This is a genomic window from Ruminiclostridium josui JCM 17888 (genome assembly GCF_000526495.1).
Classification (GTDB): Bacteria; Bacillota; Clostridia; order Acetivibrionales; family DSM-1351; genus Ruminiclostridium; species Ruminiclostridium josui.
The window spans coordinates 3,055,096-3,074,440 of record NZ_JAGE01000001.1 but is presented as its reverse complement, the minus strand read 5'-3'; the positions used below and the strand labels follow the sequence as shown (position 1 = coordinate 3,074,440).

14 protein-coding genes, 3 tRNA genes and 1 other annotated feature are annotated in these 19,345 nt (G+C 36.4%); of the genes, 8 read left to right on the top strand and 9 right to left on the bottom strand.

Going from position 1 to position 19,345, the window contains the following annotated elements; translation table 11 throughout:
• Positions 1–10: 10 nt before the first annotated feature.
• Positions 11–1,042: a phenylalanine--tRNA ligase subunit alpha gene (pheS, locus tag K412_RS0113840; protein WP_024833670.1), complete on the bottom strand. Its 1,032-nt coding sequence runs from the start codon at positions 1,040–1,042 to the stop codon at positions 11–13.
• 55 nt (positions 1,043–1,097) lie between these two features.
• Positions 1,098–1,341, bottom strand: a binding site (T-box leader).
• A gap of 145 nt (positions 1,342–1,486) precedes the next feature.
• Between pheS and K412_RS0113835 the strand changes: the two genes are divergently transcribed.
• Both K412_RS0113835 and K412_RS0113830 read left to right on the top strand, forming a co-directional pair.
• Positions 1,487–2,182: a hypothetical protein gene (locus tag K412_RS0113835; RefSeq protein WP_024833669.1), complete on the top strand. Its 696-nt coding sequence runs from the start codon at positions 1,487–1,489 to the stop codon at positions 2,180–2,182.
• Between the two features lie 54 nt (positions 2,183–2,236).
• On the top strand, positions 2,237–2,584 hold the full coding sequence (locus K412_RS0113830) for a hypothetical protein (protein ID WP_024833668.1): 348 nt from the start codon (positions 2,237–2,239) through the stop codon (positions 2,582–2,584).
• Positions 2,585–2,911: 327 nt separating this feature from the next.
• Here the strand turns inward: K412_RS0113830 and K412_RS0113825 are convergent, their stop codons facing one another.
• From K412_RS0113825 to K412_RS0113810, 4 genes are all read right to left on the bottom strand, one after another.
• Complete coding sequence (locus K412_RS0113825) at positions 2,912–5,266, bottom strand: glycoside hydrolase family 94 protein (RefSeq protein ID WP_024833667.1); 2,355 nt, start codon at positions 5,264–5,266, stop codon at positions 2,912–2,914.
• Positions 5,267–5,341: 75 nt separating this feature from the next.
• Complete coding sequence (locus K412_RS0113820; protein ID WP_024833666.1) at positions 5,342–6,355, bottom strand: LacI family DNA-binding transcriptional regulator; 1,014 nt, start codon at positions 6,353–6,355, stop codon at positions 5,342–5,344.
• Positions 6,356–6,448: 93 nt separating this feature from the next.
• Positions 6,449–7,246 carry a TrmH family RNA methyltransferase gene (locus K412_RS0113815; protein ID WP_024833665.1) on the bottom strand — a complete coding sequence of 266 codons (798 nt, stop codon included), beginning with the start codon at positions 7,244–7,246 and terminating at the stop codon, positions 6,449–6,451.
• A gap of 150 nt (positions 7,247–7,396) precedes the next feature.
• Positions 7,397–9,055: a nucleoside kinase gene (locus K412_RS0113810; RefSeq protein WP_024833664.1), complete on the bottom strand. Its 1,659-nt coding sequence runs from the start codon at positions 9,053–9,055 to the stop codon at positions 7,397–7,399.
• Between the two features lie 244 nt (positions 9,056–9,299).
• Between K412_RS0113810 and K412_RS0113805 the strand changes: the two genes are divergently transcribed.
• The 4 genes from K412_RS0113805 to K412_RS0113790 all read left to right on the top strand — a co-directional run bounded on the left by K412_RS0113805 (position 9,300) and on the right by K412_RS0113790 (position 13,593).
• Complete coding sequence (locus K412_RS0113805; RefSeq protein WP_024833663.1) at positions 9,300–10,922, top strand: peptide chain release factor 3; 1,623 nt, start codon at positions 9,300–9,302, stop codon at positions 10,920–10,922.
• A gap of 68 nt (positions 10,923–10,990) precedes the next feature.
• Positions 10,991–11,067, top strand: a tRNA-Gln gene (locus tag K412_RS0113800).
• A gap of 3 nt (positions 11,068–11,070) precedes the next feature.
• A tRNA-Lys gene (locus tag K412_RS0113795) sits at positions 11,071–11,146 on the top strand.
• 479 nt (positions 11,147–11,625) lie between these two features.
• A complete protein-coding gene (locus tag K412_RS0113790; protein ID WP_024833662.1) occupies positions 11,626–13,593 on the top strand; it encodes an endonuclease MutS2 in 1,968 nt (655 codons plus the stop codon).
• Positions 13,594–13,634: 41 nt separating this feature from the next.
• Here K412_RS0113790 and K412_RS0113785 read toward each other — a convergent pair.
• A tRNA-His gene (locus K412_RS0113785) sits at positions 13,635–13,711 on the bottom strand.
• A gap of 341 nt (positions 13,712–14,052) precedes the next feature.
• On the opposite strand from K412_RS0113785, the gene K412_RS0113780 reads away from it, so the two are divergent.
• Positions 14,053–14,229 (top strand): zinc-ribbon domain-containing protein, encoded by a 177-nt coding sequence (locus K412_RS0113780; protein WP_004617411.1) that lies wholly within the window; start codon positions 14,053–14,055, stop codon positions 14,227–14,229.
• 55 nt (positions 14,230–14,284) lie between these two features.
• Here K412_RS0113780 and K412_RS0113775 read toward each other — a convergent pair whose 3' ends face one another.
• Positions 14,285–15,349, bottom strand: a complete 1,065-nt coding sequence (locus K412_RS0113775; protein WP_024833661.1) for an aldose epimerase family protein — start codon at positions 15,347–15,349, stop codon at positions 14,285–14,287.
• Between the two features lie 107 nt (positions 15,350–15,456).
• Positions 15,457–16,989 carry a glycosyl hydrolase family 8 gene (locus K412_RS20815; RefSeq protein WP_024833660.1) on the bottom strand — a complete coding sequence of 511 codons (1,533 nt, stop codon included), beginning with the start codon at positions 16,987–16,989 and terminating at the stop codon, positions 15,457–15,459.
• Positions 16,990–17,326: 337 nt separating this feature from the next.
• On the opposite strand from K412_RS20815, the gene K412_RS0113765 reads away from it, so the two are divergent.
• Positions 17,327–18,436, top strand: coding sequence for a dockerin type I repeat-containing protein (locus K412_RS0113765; RefSeq protein WP_024833659.1), 1,110 nt, complete (start codon positions 17,327–17,329; stop codon positions 18,434–18,436).
• A gap of 64 nt (positions 18,437–18,500) precedes the next feature.
• Here the strand turns inward: K412_RS0113765 and K412_RS0113760 are convergent, their stop codons facing one another.
• A complete protein-coding gene (locus K412_RS0113760) occupies positions 18,501–19,319 on the bottom strand; it encodes a ZIP family metal transporter (protein ID WP_117385207.1) in 819 nt (272 codons plus the stop codon).
• Positions 19,320–19,345 lie beyond the last annotated feature (26 nt).

Here is a 19,345-nt window from a genome sequence, read left to right as displayed (position 1 = left end):
TTTTTCCCTCCTATCTTACTGAAAATTGCTCCATAGCTCTTAAATCACCTGAATTAAGAACACGGATATCGCTTATTCCATATTTCATCATTGCAAGTCTTGTAAGTCCAAGTCCGAATGCAAAACCTGTATATTCTTCAGGGTCAATGCCACCGTAGCGGAGTACATTTGGATGAACCATTCCGCAAGGCAGTAATTCTATCCAACCTGAATGCTTACAAGTAGGACAACCTTTTCCGCCACAAATCATACAGTTTAAGTCAAGTTCAAAGCCCGGTTCAACGAACGGGAAGAACCCTGGTCTAAGCCTGATTTTAACATCTCTCTGGAATACTTCTGACAAAAGCAGCTTCATTACATAAATAAGATTTGCAATTGAAACGTTTTTGTCAATCATCATTCCTTCCAACTGGAAGAATGTATTTTCATGAGAAGCATCAGTACTTTCATTTCTAAAACATCTTCCTGGAGCAATTACCTTGAGAGGTGCTCCGTACTTCTGCATTGCTCTGACCTGGCATGGAGATGTATGTGTTCTCAGCAAAGAACCGTTTTCCAACCAGTATGTGTCCTGCATGTCTCTAGCAGGATGATGTTTTGGTATATTTAATGCTTCAAAATTGAAGAATTCTTCTTCTGCCTCAGGACCATCAACTATATTGAAGCCCATTCCGGTAAATATTCTTTCTATTTCCTTTTGTACAATAGTTACAGGGTGCAGAGAACCAAGTTTAAAGTTAGTACCAGGTAAAGAAATATCAAAGTTTGACCCGCTTGATAAAGACTTCTTTACATCATTTGCACTAAGCTCCTTGAATTTTGCTTCAATTATCTCAGTCAATTCGTTTTTCAATGCATTAGCTTCCTGTCCGAACTGCTTTCTTTCCTCAATATCCATATTCTTGAGGTCCTTTAGCATTTCAGTCAATTCACCTTTTTTACCCAGCAGCTTTACTCTGAGTTCTTCTACCTCTGCGCTGCTGGTGGCTTCCTTGATTCTGCCTATGGCAGTATCTCTTAAAATACTGATTTTTTCAATCACCTTATTATCTCCTTTCATTACTTACTGTCACAAAATAAAAAACCTTCGCCCCCAATAAAGGGACGAAGGATATCTTCGCGGTACCACCCGGATTTCCGGATAAATTTACCCGGACTCTCTTTTAATGTAACGGCTTTTAACCGGCAACCTCTACAAATGATATAAAAGCATATCACGGTTCAAAGTTGCAGCTTCGGAGGGAACTTGGGCAAGTCGCATAATAAAGGTACTTTCAGCCGATGATACCTTCTCTCTGAAGTATTCGTCTCTTGCTTACTTTTCTCCATCATTGCTATTGTATTATATTATTAAAACCACATATATAAAGGTATTATAGCAATTTAGTACAAAACAATCAAGGAAGAATTTTGCATGTTTATATTTGACTACAATTATTCCAGAATATATAATGATTGGGAAATATTATTAACATAAGAGGTTTTCATGGTTACTGCAGAAAAAGTTAGTTTTGGATTAAAATGTATATTTACAGGTGCACTGATTTCTATAATTTTAGCTATCCTTTACAATCTCTATAATTTTATTCAAGAAAAAACATTTATGTTGACTGGAGATTTACTGTTTGTTCGTTCAAGTTTACTGAAATGGGTTTTTGTCCTGTATGGTTTAGTTTTATGTTTTTTAATTATTTCTCGTGAAGAAACAGGTTGTTATCCTGCCACAATATATAAAATCATAACTCGATTGGGAATTAAGAAAGTCTTTATGATTATTTCTGTTATTTTCTTAGTAATATCAACCCAGATGTTTTTTACATATTCTAAGGTAAATGAGAATGAAATAAAGTCAAGTAATGGTTTTATCCTTAAAACACAAACATACAGCTGGAAGGATATAAGCAATGCCGCGGTTTACTGTTCATACAATAGAAAATCTATTTCAAAAGTTCACCTTCACTATATTCTGAAGTTTAAAAATGGCAAAGAAATAGATGTGGCAGAATCAAAACAGTTCTGGAAAAATATATTAAAGGTTGAGAATATTCTTATACAAAAAGGCATTATTATTTCCAGAGGGTTTATTGATTACAAGACAAGTATTGATATTCTTATGGATAGCGGATACTCTGACGAAAACAAGAATACATTAAATAGAATTATTTATGTTGATAACACATAAATACAAAATACTCTTCTTCCCATGGAAATATAAACTCTTTAGGAGGTTACAATAATGATTTGTCCTTTGTGTAAAGCAGAATATGAAAAAGGTTATACTAAGTGCAGTGACTGTCATATAGACCTTGTGGAACGAGCTGATATTCCCAGATATGTAAACAGCTTATCCCAAAAGGGATTATCCATGCTTAAATTTGGAATCGCTCTGTTGTTTGTAACTATGTTTGAATTGATGACATTAATAACTTTACATGATTCAAACATAATGCACACGACATACGGTGAAGGCCTCAGTGGGTTGTTATGCTATATAAATCCAATAATAAAACTTTTTCTTGGAGTTCAATTCATTATTTCATTATTGGTTTTGATTTATGGATTTTGCTCAAAAGAAAGGAATTAGCAAAGGGAGTTATTGCAATATTAAGTTTAATTTATGTTAACCTGTACTCAGGAGTATAAATTGTATCAATGGAAGCTTGGTTAAAGATATTTGCAGTTGTTTATAGGCGAAGCAAGGATATTTTACCGGAAAACCTATCACGATGTAGGTTTTAGCGAAACCATGAATCATGGACGATGAATGTGAGCGACGGTAAAATATCCTAAGCTGAGCCGCTATAAGCACTTGCAAATATCTAAAGAAGCAATCATTGATACAATTTTATACGGGAGTACCAGTGTTAAACAGAAAAACTTTATGTGTTGCAACAACTACCCTTTACTTATCTTATTTCATTACAACCACTACATTGTGCTCTGTTCCGGTCTCAAACACAGGTATCTTTTCTGTTTCAACACCGTCTACTATTACTTTTGCTACACCTGTACAAACTCTGTTTGGATTTTGCACCTCTATATTATAGGTAGCACCTCTGAACACTCTTGTAGCTTTAAAACCTTTCCAGCTTGAAGGAATGCACGGGTCAACTGTCAATGAATCATAGTTTGCTCTTATTCCCAGTATATATTGGCTGGAAGCCACCATATTCCATGCAGCTGTTCCTGAAAGCCAAGAATTTCTACCTATTCCAAACTGTGGATGTTCTTTTCCCAGAATATTCTGGCAATAAACGTAAGGCTCTACCTCATAAAGCTCTGCGTCATCATTTCTTTTGCCCGGCAAAATCTGATTGTAATACATATAAGCCTTGTCTCCATTGCCAAGCATTACCTCTGAAATCATTACCCAAGGATTTGTGTGAAGGAAAATCCCTCCATTCTCTTTTGCTCCAGGAGGATATGTGGTTACTCCGCCTTTTGTGGTATCATGCTCCGTATAAGCAGGATACATGGTTACAATCCCGTACTTGGAATTCAAATACTTTTCAACAGATTCCAGTGACTGCACTTCTCTTCCGTTTTCCGCTACTTTACTTAATACTGCCCATGACTGGGAGTTAATGAATATTTTGCCGAACTTATTTTCTTTTGAGCCAAGAGGCTGACTGTTATCATCAAAAGCCCTCTTGTACCATTCACCATCCCAACAAGTATCATTTATTGCCTTCTTCATGTCCTCATACATGTTGGTGTATTTTTCTATCATATCCGTCTTTTTTAAGAATTCCAGTATTTCAATCATTTCTAATAATGCTCTGCAATAAAGCATTGACGTAAATACACTTTCTGCAACACCCTTGCCTGTATCAAGGTTAAGTGTGTCATTCCAATCAGCACGGCCAGCCAAAGCAATATTATGAGGACCACGGTTATTATTTGTAAATTCCAAAGCTTTATCAAGATGCTCCATTACTGTCTGAGAAGTAATTTTATCATTATATGGAACTTCCATGTTAAGGAAATCAAAATCTCCCGTTTCCTTTATATATGCATTTACAGCAAGTATTAGCCACAGATGGTCATCAGAGTACCAGTCGAATTTCTTGACTGGAGCATCCCCCTGTCCGCCTTCACCTGTAAGCGGAAAGAACAAATGATATGCCCTTCCGTCGGTGTACTGACATTTGAGAAGCTTTATTATAAGTTCCTTTGCCTCCTCAGGTATGGTATGCATTACCCCCAGTGTATCTTGAGCACTATCTCTGATACCCATACCCCTTCCCAGTCCAAGTTGATACATTGAAACAAATCTTGACCAGTTAAAAGTTGTTTTACACTGATACTGATTCCATATATTTACGAAAAGATTCATATCCTCATCAGGTGTTTCAACACTGAGCTTGGATATATAATTAACCCATGAACTCTGTAGTCTGCCAAAAGCTGCCTTAGCATTTTCTGGCAGCAGATATTCCTTTATATCATTTTTTATTTCTGATCTTTCCTCTGCAAACCCAAGTACAAAAACTAATTCACGCTCTTCATTAGGGCCAAGATCACAATCGATGCAAAATGCCCCCACTCCATTTGTCCTGTATGATATAGAATTGCTGCAGCCACCCTGTTCTACTGCAATAGGATTACTTTCGGATCTATACTTTCCTATAAAAGTTTCCAGATTGGTATCAAAGCTGCTTACCCTTTCACCAGTTGCAAAAAAAGCAGCGTTGTCACTGATGTGGTGGGGATGCCAGGTGATAATTCCATCATTGAACCTGCCCTGATTAATCTGTTGAACCCAGTCAACATTTTGCTGATCCATGATTGCATCCCAGAAGCAGAATTCTGAGTATGCAAAAACCTGAAGATTCTGCTTTATGCTCCGAGTATTAGATACCTTGACTAACCATAATTCAAAGTTCTTATCATCGGGTACAAAATATGTAACCTCTCCTATTACCCCTTGATATTCTCCGGTCAAAACAGTATAGCCCAAGCCGTGACGGCAGCTGTAATTATCAAGTTTTTTCTGTACAGGCTGGTATCCAGGATTCCAGTACTCCCCGGTATCTTTATTTCTTATATAAATGTATCGTCCGGGTCTGTCCATTGGTATATTGTTGTATCTGTATCGTGTTACCCTGCGGTTCTGAGGGTCCTTATGGAAGCTGTACCCTCCTCCGGTATTGGAAACTATTCCCCCGTAATTTCCGCTGCCTATGTAATTAATCCATGGCGTTGGCGTATCAGGCCTTGTAACAACATACTCTCTGTTCTGTCGATCAAAATATCCAAACCTCATATTTTCCTCCTTTGCATACAACGGGAACGTTCCCATTGTATGCTAAAAAATAATAATTTATAAAGTTTCCCTCAGCTATTTCATTTTACAACAAGAAGTACCATGAAATATTTCCGTTTCAAATGAAATAATCTGAGGTTGTGCATTAATATTATCAATATTTGTCATCATTAAACGTATTGCGGCCTCAGCCACTTTGTCCATGGGCTGTTTCATAGAAGTCAGCCGAATATTTGACGGTATAAACTTTAGTATATCGTAAATATTATCAAAACCAACCACTGATAAGTCCTGAGGAACACTTATTCCCAACTCGGATGCTCTTTGAATTACCTCATATCCCTGTATATCATTAAAAGTAAAAATGGCAGTGGGAGGCTCTTTTAATCTTAGCAATTTGTCTGCAGATTTGTATCCGCTTTGCTCACCTGAATCTGTATGTATGACGTATTCCTTGTTGTAATCTATGCCGTTTTTATCTAAGGCTTTTATATAACCGTTGAGTCTTTCCAACGTAACTTTGTGATTTTTATTTCCGGTAATGTGTGCAATTTTACGATGACCCAACTCTACCAAATAATTTACAATATTTACTGCTCCCGAAAAATTATCAATTATTATATTATTTACCTTTATATTGTTAAAGTGATTCTCTATTAATACTAATGGAAAGCCTGTTTTAAGAACTTGCTTAACCAACTCTCTGTCTCTCGAGTCACTTCCAAACAGTATAAGCCCGTCTGCAGCACCTCCGGTGAAATACTGAACATATCTGGATTTGGAATCGTAATTGTCGTTTGAACTGCAGAAAACTACATTGTAATTATATTGAGCTGCGTATTTTTCCAGATGATTTGCAAGTTTGAGATACACAGAAGCATTAAATTCATTTAAGACAACTCCGATAACCCCGGTTTTTCTTGAAACAAGACTTCTGGCAACATGATTCGGAACGTAATTTAGCTTTTTTATGGCTTCCTGTACCTTTATACGGGTTTCCTCCCTGACACCGGGCTGGTTGTTTATTACCCTTGAAACCGTAGTTTTTGATACACCTGCCATCCTCGCTATATCAAAAATATTGTTCAATAATTCCTCCATGAAACGATTAGTATGGGAACGTTCCCATTTAAGAGTATTATATACGGATTTTGGTAATTCTACAAGTACTAATAACTAAAATCATATAACTTTCTGTCTCACAATTTCATAAATCATTATAGAGGCCGCAATGGAAGCGTTCAATGATTCAGCCTTGCCTGGCATGGGTATTCTCACGAGACTGTCCGACATATTAGCTGTATCATCAGAAATACCATTTGCCTCATTGCCTATAACTATGGCACTTCTGCCTGTCATATCCTCTTGAAAATAATTGTTTTTACCTGACAAATGAGAAGCTATTACCTTGTAACCTTTTTGTTTAAGTACTTGGATAGTTTCTGTAATATTCAACCCTTCAAATATGGGAATATGAAAAACAGAGCCCATTGTAGATCTAAGAACTTTGGGAGAATAAAGATCTACACAGCCCTTGGACATAAGAACTGCTGAAATTCCTGCGGCATCTGCAGTTCTTATGATTGTCCCTGCGTTGCCGGGATCTTGGAGGCAATCCAATATTACCACCGAACTGCCTTCCTCAATAACCTTCTGAAAATCAAAATGACTCTTTTTAAGAACTGCAAGAATACCTTGAGGGTTCTGAGTATCTGAGACTTCTTTGAACAATTTTTCAGGAACAAGGCTTATGTCGCTACATACACTTTTAACCTTTTCTATCAGTTCACTACCACCATTAAGGCCCTCTAGCTTATCAGAAATTATTATTTTTGAAATAACCTGTCCGTTATCAATAGCATCACTAACAAAGCGTATTCCCTCTACAAAATATAAGCCCTGAGAATCCCTGTTTTTTTTTAAATGCAGGGACTTGATTTCCTTTATAGATGAGTTCTGACTGCTTTGAATATAATTCATATATGTTCTTCCTCCGTAAATTTGTAGGAACAATAGGTTCTATAAACTTTTTACAAATATTATCCCCAAAATAGTTTCCGGCTGCTCTACTTTTAGGATAATCACTCATCCTTAAGGCAGAACACCCTTGAAACAGCCTTTTAAATGCTTTTAGAAGAAACAACTTCCACCGATAAACTCTTTTACAATTGAATTATTGGGAACATCTTTTTCATCTATTGGCAAGAAGTAACTCAAAAACTCTATTAACCTTTTCACTTCTGAGTATCTTTCATTATCAGGCCCAAGTTTAAGGAGCAAAGGCTCTGCATATACTTTTAGCAGACAAAGTTCATATACAAGAGATGAATTAAACATAACGTCTGCATTTTCCTGAAAAGGAAATATATTCTTCTCCTCACCCCTCCGTACTGAAGGCCACCTGTTTATTGTATTAATTGCAGAACACCCTCTAAATTGATTATCTCTTACAATTCTCCTTAAGATTCTGGTATCAGTTGACGGTATTCTATTATGGTCATCAATGTTTATAGATGTTAATGCACTGACATAGATTTTATATTTATCTTCACTGGACACTAATTCGGTAAGTTTGTCATTTAGACCGTGAATCCCTTCAATTACAAGGATATTATTATCCTTCATAACCATTCTTTTACCTACCGGCTCTCTGGACCCTGTCTCGAAATTATAAATCGGTATTTCAACTTCATTGCCTTTTAGCAACTGGGAAAGATGCTCATTAAACAAATCAATGTCAATAGCTTCAAGTGCCTCATAATCATATTCTCCATATTCATCTATAGGAGTTTTGTCCCTGTTTACAAAGTAGTTGTCAAGGGAAATGGTTCTTGGTACAAAACCGTTTACCCTAAGCTGTATACCCAGCCTGTTTGCAAATGTTGTTTTTCCTGAAGACGATGGGCCTGAAATAAGTACGATTCTTTTTTCCTCTTCATTGTTTGTTATTTTATCTGCAATTTGCGCAATCTTCTTCTCATGCAGGGCTTCGTTTACTCTTATAAGATCACCTATTTCACCGGATCTTACAATTTCATTAAGTGAACCAATGTTCTCGACACCTAATATTCTCACCCATTTTTTATATTCAATAAATACATTAAACAGCTTTTTCTGCTCAGTAAAAGGCTGAAGTTTGCAAGGGTCTGTCTTGGTCGGAAACTGGATAACTACGCCGGGTTTATGAAACTTTAGTGCAAAACAGTTTATATATCCTGTATCAGGTACCATGTACCCGTAATAATAATCTTCATAGCCACCGCAATTGTAAAAAGTAACATATGGCTTCTGCCTGTGTTCCAGCACTTCATACTTATCTAGTTTACCATTTTCCTTATACAGCTTTCTCGCACTTTCTGTTGAAATTTCCTTTTTTTCAAAGGGTATTTTCTCAGATACTATCTCTCTCATTCTTTTCTCGACCAGCTCAATATCATCCTCAGTGAGCTCATCCTTACCGTTTATTTCGCAGTAAACACCATTGCTCATAGGATGGCTTATCACTGCTTTTCTATCAGGAAAAACATCATGAACTGCCATGATAAATATAAAATACAAACTTCTCCTGTAAATTCTCATTCCGTCTTCATCGGTTAAATCTATAAAACTTATATCAGCGTTTTCTTTTATTCTAAAGCTAAGTTCCTTAATATCATTATTAACTCTCGCCGCAACAATTGTGGATACGTATTCCTTTTTAAAACGTTTGCTTAACTCCAGTAAAGTAATGCTTTCTTCCAATTCATAATTTTGATTCTTTATTGTAATAAATATTTGACCGTTGCTCATTCAAAACCTCCGAATCCTTTATTGTACATGACTTTATATAACGTTTACCTAATTATACTATTTTATAAGAATTTTTAAATACCCTTTCAACAATTAAGCTACCATTTGAAAGTCTTTGGTAAATTTTAACACAAATTTAGATATTGTAAAACAATTTTCTAATATTCATTACTATTTGACAGTAACAAGGCTATAATATACAATGAAACGTGGTTATTAATAGAATTTCGAGAGGTTATAAAAGATGCCTGATTTAAAAGATGAAATAAAAAGAGAAGTATCTCGCAGAAAAACTTTTGCTATTATTTCTCACCCTGACGCAGGAAAAACCACTTTAACCGAAAAACTTCTACTTTATGGAGGAGCTATACGACTTGCAGGTTCTGTTAAAGCAAGAAAAGCCAATAAATACGCTGTGTCCGACTGGATGGAGATTGAAAAGCAAAGAGGAATATCAGTTACTTCAAGTGTAATGCAGTTTGAATATAACGGCTATTGTATCAATATATTGGATACACCTGGTCACCAGGATTTCAGTGAGGACACTTACCGAACTCTTGTTGCCGCTGATAGTGCAGTCATGCTTATTGACGGTGCCAAAGGTGTGGAAGCACAAACAATTAAACTATTTCATGTTTGCAAAATGAGGGGTATTCCCATATTTACATTTGTAAATAAAATGGACCGTGCCAGCAAGGACCCCTTTGAGCTTATGGAAGAAATCGAACAGGTTTTGGGAATCCGCTCCTATCCTATGAACTGGCCTATAGGTACAGAAGGTGATTTTAAAGGTATATATAACAGAAAGCTTTCGCAAATAGAGCTTTTTGACGGCGGTTCACATGGACAAACCCAAGTATCATCAACAGTCGGTAAAGTTGATGATAAGATATTTGCTGACCTTCTTGGAAGTCATTACCACGAGAAGCTTTGTGAGGATATAGAGCTTTTGGATTTGGCCGGAGACGAGTTTGACAAGAAAAAAATTCGCAGCGGAGAGTTGACTCCTATGTTCTTCGGAAGTGCCATGACAAATTTCGGTGTTCAGCCATTCCTTGAATCCTTTTTGGAATTAGCGCCTTCACCTGGAGTCAAGGCAACTTCCAATGGTGAAATTGATCCTGAAAGCGACAAGTTCTCTGGTTTTATATTTAAAATACAAGCAAATATGAATCCCACTCACAGGGACAGGCTTGCTTTTTTACGGGTATGCTCAGGAAAGTTCACAAAAGGTATGACCGTAAAGCATGTAAATACAGGAAAAGATGTACGTCTTTCACAGCCGCAGCAGTTTATGGCTCAGGAAAGAACTATCGTGGAAGAAGCATATCCAGGTGACATAATTGGTTTGTTTGATCCGGGCATTTTCAATCTGGGTGATACATTATATCAAGGAAATGGCAATGTAAGGTTTGAAGGTATTCCTATCTTCCCTGCCGAATTTTTTGCAAGAGTATCTCCTGCAGATACAATGAAGAGAAAGCAATTTATTAAAGGAATTGACCAATTATCTGAGGAAGGCGCCATACAGGTATTCAAACAGATTGACATAGGTATTGAAGCTCTGATTATAGGTGTTGTAGGTGCCTTGCAGTTTGAAGTTCTTGAGTACAGACTAAAAAATGAATACGGTGTTTCCCTTCGTGTTCAGAATCTTCCTTTTAGACACGCAAGGTGGATTGAAAATGAAGGTCTTGATCCCAGAAAATTAAATTTGCCAAGTACATCAATTATTGTTGAGGATAAAGAAGGAAGAAATTCAATTCTATTTGAGAATGAATGGTCTATACGTATGGCAGAAGAGAGAAATAAAGACCTTAAACTTATTGATATAGCAACACAGGATTTTAAAGTTAAAAAATATTAAAAATATTTTTTTTGATAATGCTTGACAAAAAGTGCAAACCCCTTTATAATAGGTTTTGCGCTTGACGTTGGGATGTAGCCAAGTCGGTAAGGCACCAGACTTTGACTCTGGCATTTCGTTGGTTCGAGTCCAGCCATCCCAGCCATTTGACCCATTAGCTCAGTTGGCAGAGCACTTGACTTTTAATCAAGGTGTCCGGCGTTCGAATCGCCGATGGGTCACCAAAACTCTTTTAACTTTATTGTTAAAAGAGTTTTTTATTATTACTCTTTAGTTCCTTGACAACTTTAAATGGCATATGCTATCATGAAGTAAATTTTAACATGGAAGGAAAGTTTTGATGTCAGTATTATCTGTAAAGGTGATTAACAACTAAATAGTTGTAAAAGGTTCTTTTCTTAAACAGGTCGTAATCCTGTTTATTTAGTGTACCTTTTTTATTACAGATACCTTTATTTTGGTATCTTAGGACACCTGCTTCGTACGTTCAGTACATTACAGATATGCTTCAAAACCATTTTTACTAATATATAGTTATTAGCCGTATTCAAATGATTTTAGCAAAGCGTGACGGGTTTGTTCCTGTTACGCTTTTTAATTTGTTCTGGTGAACGTATATATATGGCTCGTGTCCCATTAATTAAAATAAATTTTCACGCAGATTGGACACACCTATCTGCCTGCTAATAACAGGAGGATAATTATGAACAAATATGCTATAACACTTGAATTTAACAAAATAATTGAAATGCTTGTGGAAAATGCCGTTTCCCAGAAAGCTAAAGATAAACTTTCACTGCTTGAACCATATATGAGCGAAAGTGAATGTAAAAGAAGAATGAAGGAAACCACTGATTCAAAGAGGCTTCTTGAAAGCTTGGGTACTCCCCCTCTCTCTTCAATGAACGAGCTTGATAAAATTCTTGATTTATGTGCCAAAGGAGCGATGCTTGTTCCTGAACAATTTGAAGAAGTCTCACAGTTTCTTCTGGCTTGCCGACGCATGAAATCATATCTAAAAAGGGCAGAAAGCCTTGGGAATGATATTGCTTATTATGGAAACTCAATAGATGCTCTTAACGACTTGTGTGAAGAAATTGAGGGTTCAATAAGAAATGGTCGCGTTGATGATTCTGCTTCACCAAAACTGAAAGATATACGTAGGAAAAAGGATAATGCCCATCAGCAAATACGCTCTAAACTCGAAAGTATTTTAAGAGGTAAAAAGGAATGGTTTGCAGACAGTTTTGTTTCTATGAGGAATGGGCATTTTGTGCTGCCAGTTAGAAAAGAATATAAAAACATGGTAGCAGGTTCTTTGATAGAAACCTCGGCTACAGGAGGAACATGTTTTATAGAGCCTTCTGTTGTTCGCAAACTACAGGATGATATATCAAACCTTACTGTTGAAGAAGAGAATGAGGAAAGAAAAATCCTATATACTCTGACCTCATTAGTAGATGAGCAATTACCGGTGATTAAAACCAATGTGGATATTATGGAAACTTTAGATATTTATTTTGCCAAGGCCAAACTTTCTGCTCAAATGAAGGCAAATGCAGCTGAAATCCATATAAACCGCAGGATTTCTATTAAATCCGGACGGCATCCTCTTCTCAATCAGTCAGAATGTGTACCTCTTGACTTTGAAATCGGTAATAAAACCAGAGGAGTTGTTATAACAGGCCCAAATACAGGAGGTAAAACTGTTGCCCTTAAAACTGTAGGATTGCTTTCAATTATGGCTCAAAGCGGACTTCATGTTCCTGCTGAAACGGGAAGTGTATTTTCAATGCATAATGTGATTTTGTGTGATATTGGCGATGGTCAGAGCATTACAGAAAATTTATCAACGTTTTCAGCACACATAACAACCATTAATGATATTCTAAAGCAATCTACGAGAGAAAGTCTTATCCTCTTGGATGAGGTAGGCTCAGGAACCGACCCTGCAGAAGGAATGGGTATAGCCACAGCAATTCTGGAAGAACTAAAAAACAAAGGCTGCCTCTTTGTGGCAACTACTCATTACCCTGAAATAAAAGACTATGCTAGAAATACACCCGGACTTGTTAATGCTAGAATGGCTTTTGACAAAGAGAGTCTAAAACCATTATATAAACTTGAAATTGGTGAAGCCGGAGAAAGCTGTGCCCTGTACATTGCAAAAAGGCTAGGTTTTCCTGCCCATCTTCTCAGACTTGCTTATGAGGCTGCCTATAAGGAGTACAGCATCGGCAAAACTTATATCCGAGAAAGTCATGAATCTTTCTTAAGGGCTATCGAAAAGGAAAAGCAAACTGAAATTATGTCAGGCCAAGGCTCTCCTGTGTTAATTAAGGAAACTCCAAAAAAATCTGTACCTCAAAACCGAAGCAACAAATTTAACATAGGAGACAGTGTTATGGTCTTCCCCCAGAAAGAATTGGGTTTGGTCTATCAAAAAGCCAATGAGTATGGCAAAATAGGTGTTCAGATTAAAGGCCAAAAAAAGCTTATCCCTCACAAAAGAATAAAGCTCCACGTGCCTGCCAGTGAGTTGTATCCACCTGACTACGATTTTTCAATAATATTTGATACTGTTGAAAATCGCAAAGCAAGACACAAGATGGGAAAAAAACATAATCCCGACTTAATGATTGAGTATAACAATAATAACTCTGACAAGTAGTAAAAAAGCCGATAAAATAAATTTATCGGCTTTTTTAAATATGGGGTGAATAGTGGAATTCGAATCCACGGCCTCCAGAGCCACAATCTGGCGCTCTAACCAACTGAGCTATACCCACCATTTATTATTATGTCCCGCAAGACACATTTGATATTTTACGGTACAATGTTACTTTTGTCAATAGGAAAAATTTAATTTTAAATATTTTTTATAAAATAGCTTAATTACTGTGGAAATATTGTAAATTAAGTATTTCTTAGTGGTCCCAAAATCCATTTAGATTCTTTTATGTAATTTTTTTACATAAATTATATTAATTCTATTGCTTATTATTATACCAAAGTGTATAATGAAAGTGCAAAGCTTATAATTTCTTATACTGATTCATAACATTCTTTTTGTTCCGTAATGTTTAAGTTCTTATATGCTCAGCAATAAAATTTTTTAGGAGGTATACCCATGGAAGATAAGACTCTTACTTGTAAAGATTGCGGTGCAACTTTTACATTTACGGTTGGCGAACAACAATTCTATGCTGAAAAAGGATTTACTAATGAACCAGCTAGATGTCCTGATTGCAGAAGAGCTAAGAAGGCATCACAGAAAAGCTTTAATGGCGGATTTAACAGAAGGTAATTTTCATAATTACAAGTAAAATGAAGCCCCTGATTATTCAGGGGCTTTTTTGATTTTATTTATTTAAAAACTTATATATTGTTACATAATGATATGTTTCGTTGGCTTTAAGAATTGGTGAAGGAAAATTTTTATGTTTCATTCCATTTGGGAAAAACTGTGTTTCAAGACAAAGTCCTGCTCTCTTATTGTAAACAGTGCTATTTTTCCCAATCAAATGTACTTTTTCACTTAAGTGGTTTCCGGAGTAGAACTGCATGCCCGGTTTTGTTGTGAATACCTGCATTGCACGGCCGCTTTCAGGGTCATACAGCTCACAGGCAACTTCATTTATATTTCCATTTGTATTCAGCACCCAGTTATGGTCATAACCTTGACCGTATACAATCTGCTCATCATCACTGAAAATCCCTTGGGAAAAACTGCTCAATTTAGTAAAGTCCATTACAGTACCTTTAACATCACGAATTTCTCCTGTAGGAATACATTCATCATTTACAGGGGTAAATTTGTCTGCATTAATATAAATCTGATGTTTCAAAACATCTCCGGAGTCATGTCCTGATAGGTTAAAATATGCATGGTTTGTAAGGTTTACAACCGTGTCCTTATCAGAAACCGCAGTGTAGTCTATTTTCAATTCATTATCTTCTGAAAGTGAGTACTCTACCTTTACGTTGAGATTTCCGGGGTAATTTTCTTCACCGTCAGGACTAGTATGAGTCAAAACTAACTTTTGAACTCCGTTTTCTTCTTGTATTTCAGCATCCCATACTACATTATGAAACCCTATTGTACCGCCATGAAGGTGGTTATTGCCATCATTCTTCACAAGTTTATATACTTTTCCGTTTAATTCGAATTCGGCATTCTCAATACGATTTCCGTGTCTTCCAATTAACGCTCCCACATATGCATCATTTTCCATATAGCTCTTAATGTCATCAAATCCCAAGGCAATATCGGCAATCTTCCCGTCTTTATCCGGCATGAGAATAGAAACAATAGTTCCTCCGTAGTTTAATATATCTACAGACATATTGTTTGAATTTTTCAAGGTATAAATATCTACTTGCGTACCATCCGGCATTTTTCCAAAAATCTTCTTAGTTATTGTCAATGTTATATCCTCCTGCAAATTAATATATGTTTACCTTCTATTATATAATAGTTCATTTATGTGTATATTGTAAATAAATATTACCTTATTTTCTCAAGTATCACCAATCAGGGCTTTAGCCACTTTCCGCTTGCAGTAATGAGAGTCAGCATTTTTATACTATCTCCATAATAATCATAGATTTCGGTATCAGATGAAGCAGCCCAAAGTGCGTCAACCCATTCTTGGGCATTTGCAACCGATTTGTCCTGACACATTGCCGCTAATAAGAACGGTAGTGTAAAACATGTATCATTATAATTAACCAGAGGGTTTCCTTTAAGGTCATAGGTTCCCATTATTTTGTCGGGATTGCCTCCTGTAGACTTCTTAATCCAGTTATTTTGCATATCAAGAATTTCCTTTGCCCTTTGGTCCCCTGTCATAATATAATCTGTTGCAAATCTCCAAGGTGTACGACATGAATTATATGCATAATCGTCATCATTTTCACCCTCAAGGAAATATTCATAAGCTGGAGCATATGTACCATTGCTTTTCTTAATTACAAAATCCGGTAACAAACCAGTGTTATATCCATTACCTTTCACCATATTTAATGCAATAGAATATGAAGCATCTATTACTTTATTCCAGTTATTGTTACCTGTCACTTCAGCAAATACTTTAAGCTGTTGCATAATAAAATCAGAGCATCTTGTTGCCGTATAATAATCATCGTTATAATCACAAGTACTGCACCAGGAGCCTAACTGTAATGTCCAATCTTTCTTGTTGACCTCATATGTCATAATATCATTAATAATTGCCAATGCGGCCTTTTTATAGTTTATCTCGCCACTACTTCCCCACTTTGCATCTGCAAGAAGAAGAGCATATGCAATATCTATATCTCCGTCTGTTGCAGAATCCGGGGTATTAGTGGCATTATATCCGTCATTCTCACAATCAAAAATCTTTTTACCATTATCCGCCTGCTGCCATGCCATCAAATTGGGACCAATAGAACTTGGGTGTGCTTTATAAAAACGATAAAGCCCGTCAAAAATATCCTTTGCCCCGTTATCATAGTCTGCCATCAAAGCTGTAATAAGCATTCCATATCCTTGAGCTTCTGAAACAGTAACTGCCACTCCTGCTCCTGGAGGAGGATTATTCGGATTGTATGACTGACCACTATACCACACATAATACTGTAAATCCTGAGTGTATGGATTTTTTACAATATAGGTTTTCTTCCATTCATCATAGTATTTTTCAGTTGTCTGAATCATAGCATTTAATCCTACCCTAGGCAGCAAAATTGTATTTTTTTCCTCTATAGGCTGAGGAGTACGATTTTCTAGTATTATGAGTTTTAAGTTTGCAAGGTCAATTGAATCTATATTACTATCTATATTAATGTCTGCAGCTTCCATGCTTATCATAACATCTTTCCCTAAAAGATACGACTTAATTAGTGCTAAGTCAATCGAGTCTATAAAGCCATCTCCATTTAAATCCCCATAATATTTTGATTCTATAGGATTGCTCACATTCGCAAAACTACTTGAAAATCCCATATAACTGAGCAATATTGCAATTACCAGTATAATTGATGTCGTTAAGTGGCTTTTCTTTCTTCTGTTTTTCAAAATCATTTTACCTATCCCCTCTCTTTTTTTAGATGAACTTTAACACAACAGAATACCAAGAACATGTATAGTTCATCCGTAATTTTAATGTATTGCTAATTATACCATTTTTCCTAAATTTATACTATATTTCACAATAATACAATATATTATTTACTTAATTCACGGTATATTTTTAATCCAAATTTAATCTTTTTTTGTAAAATATATTGATTTTTGGTAATTATTTTTGGTATTATTTGATTTATTAATTTATAAGGAGGCTTTAATTAAATGTTAAGAAAACTTTCAGCTTTAATCACAGTACTTATATTGTCACTTACTTTTTTAAGTACTAACGTATTTGCCGACAACAGCCCCCACAACTCCCGGACAGTACAATGTTTTAAAAATCCCTATACCTTGTGAAGATAATCGTAAAGAGTATTTTCTTGTAGAAAACAGGCAATTAACCGGCTTTGATTCCGGTCTGGATACTTATGCACCAGGTGGTATTGCAGTTTGGCATGTGAAAGAAGCACCAAGTTATTTATCAAAAATCAAAGTAGAACCTGCAGGTGTTGCATATGTATCTTCGGATGGACTTCCTGTCTTTCCGTACTTATACCATAATGGAGCTAATGGAAACAACACATTTGGACCGAATACCACCCCTTCCAACAGTAAGAGTTTTTCAGGTGAAAATGGAATAGTAACCATTACAGTAAATGGTCCCAGTTCAAGCTCTATGTCAGTCAATGTAAAACTTCTAACACCCCCTCAGAATTTCAAGGTAACATCAGATGGTACAAACATCAGGCTTTCTTGGGATCCTCATGAAGATGCAACTGAATATGCAATAAGTATAGATAATGGGGAGTTTATCAGTGTCGGCACTGCAACGAGCTATTTACTGCCGCCAAATATCGGCAAACATTCATATAAGGTAAGAGTAAAAGATATAAACGGTGGTGTTGTTGAAACAAAAGCACTCAATACAAAGGGAATTATTTTTGGGGATGTAAATAGGGACGGTGAAGTGTCTGCATCCGATAAGAGCTTGATACTTGAGTACCTACTTGACCCAAATACCGCCCTAACTGATACGCAAAAGCTGGCTGCCGATGTAAATGGCAGTGGCAATATTGACTCAATGGATTATTCATTAGTTACTGCGTATCTTGACGGCTCCATATCCCAATTTCCTGTTGGAAAATTTAAAGTTATTACATACGGTGATGTTAATGGGGATGGATTAGTAACTTATGAAGATTATGAAATAGTTTTAAATAATCCTGACGGTCCCAACGGTGAGCATACCCTAACTGACTTTGCACAACGTATTGCTGCACAGGTAAGCTATTGTGCCTGGACTGAAATCTATATTACAAGTACAGATGCTAGTTTAATAAAAGAGTATCTGGACGGGCAACGAAAAAACTTTCCTATATTAATAGAACCCCTAGATATATAGCTTTTATAAGAATATAAAACCCCTTTTCAGGAATTACTAAAAATATCCTAAAAAGGGGTTCTTATTAACCAAGGGCAACATCCAGAATCATCATTACCGTAAAACCTATAATACATCCTGCAGTGGCCATATGTGTACTTTTGTGGCTTCCGCTTTGGGCTTCAGGAATAAGTTCTTCCACTACAACAAATATCATTGCTCCTGCGGCAAAAGCAAGTGCATACGGAAGGATAGGCTGTACATACATTACAAGTGCTGCTCCCAAAACACCTGCAATGGGCTCAACTATACCGGAAGCTTGCCCGTACAGAAAGCTTTTTGTACGAGATAATCCCTCCCGCCTTAATGGAATTGATACAGCGGCACCCTCCGGGAAATTCTGAATTCCAATTCCCAGTGCAACTGCAATTGCAGATAACAATGTTATATCGTTAAGTCCATTTGCCGCAGCTCCAAAAGCAACTCCCACTGCAAGTCCTTCTGGTATATTATGTAAAGTTATTGAAAACACAAGTAGTATACTACGTTTTAGCTTTGTTGATACGCCTTCGCTTTCACCATCTTTAGAATTTAAATGCATATGAGGAATTAACTTGTCAGCCAGATAAAGAAAAACCGCACCACCTAAAAAGCCTAATGCCGCAACTAGCCAAGCAGGTATTTTTGATGAATTTTCCGCCATTTCTATTGCAGGAGCAAGCAGTGACCAAAAGCTTGCCGCAATCATTACCCCCGCTGCAAAACCAAGCATTGTATTAAGCAAGCGTTGGTTTATTTCCTTAAAAAAGAAAACCATTGCAGCTCCCAATGCAGTAAGTGCCCATGTACATAATGTAGCAAGCAGCGCCAGTAATATATGATTTAAATTATTTAAATTATTCAACAACTCCATGGGTTCTCACCTTTCAA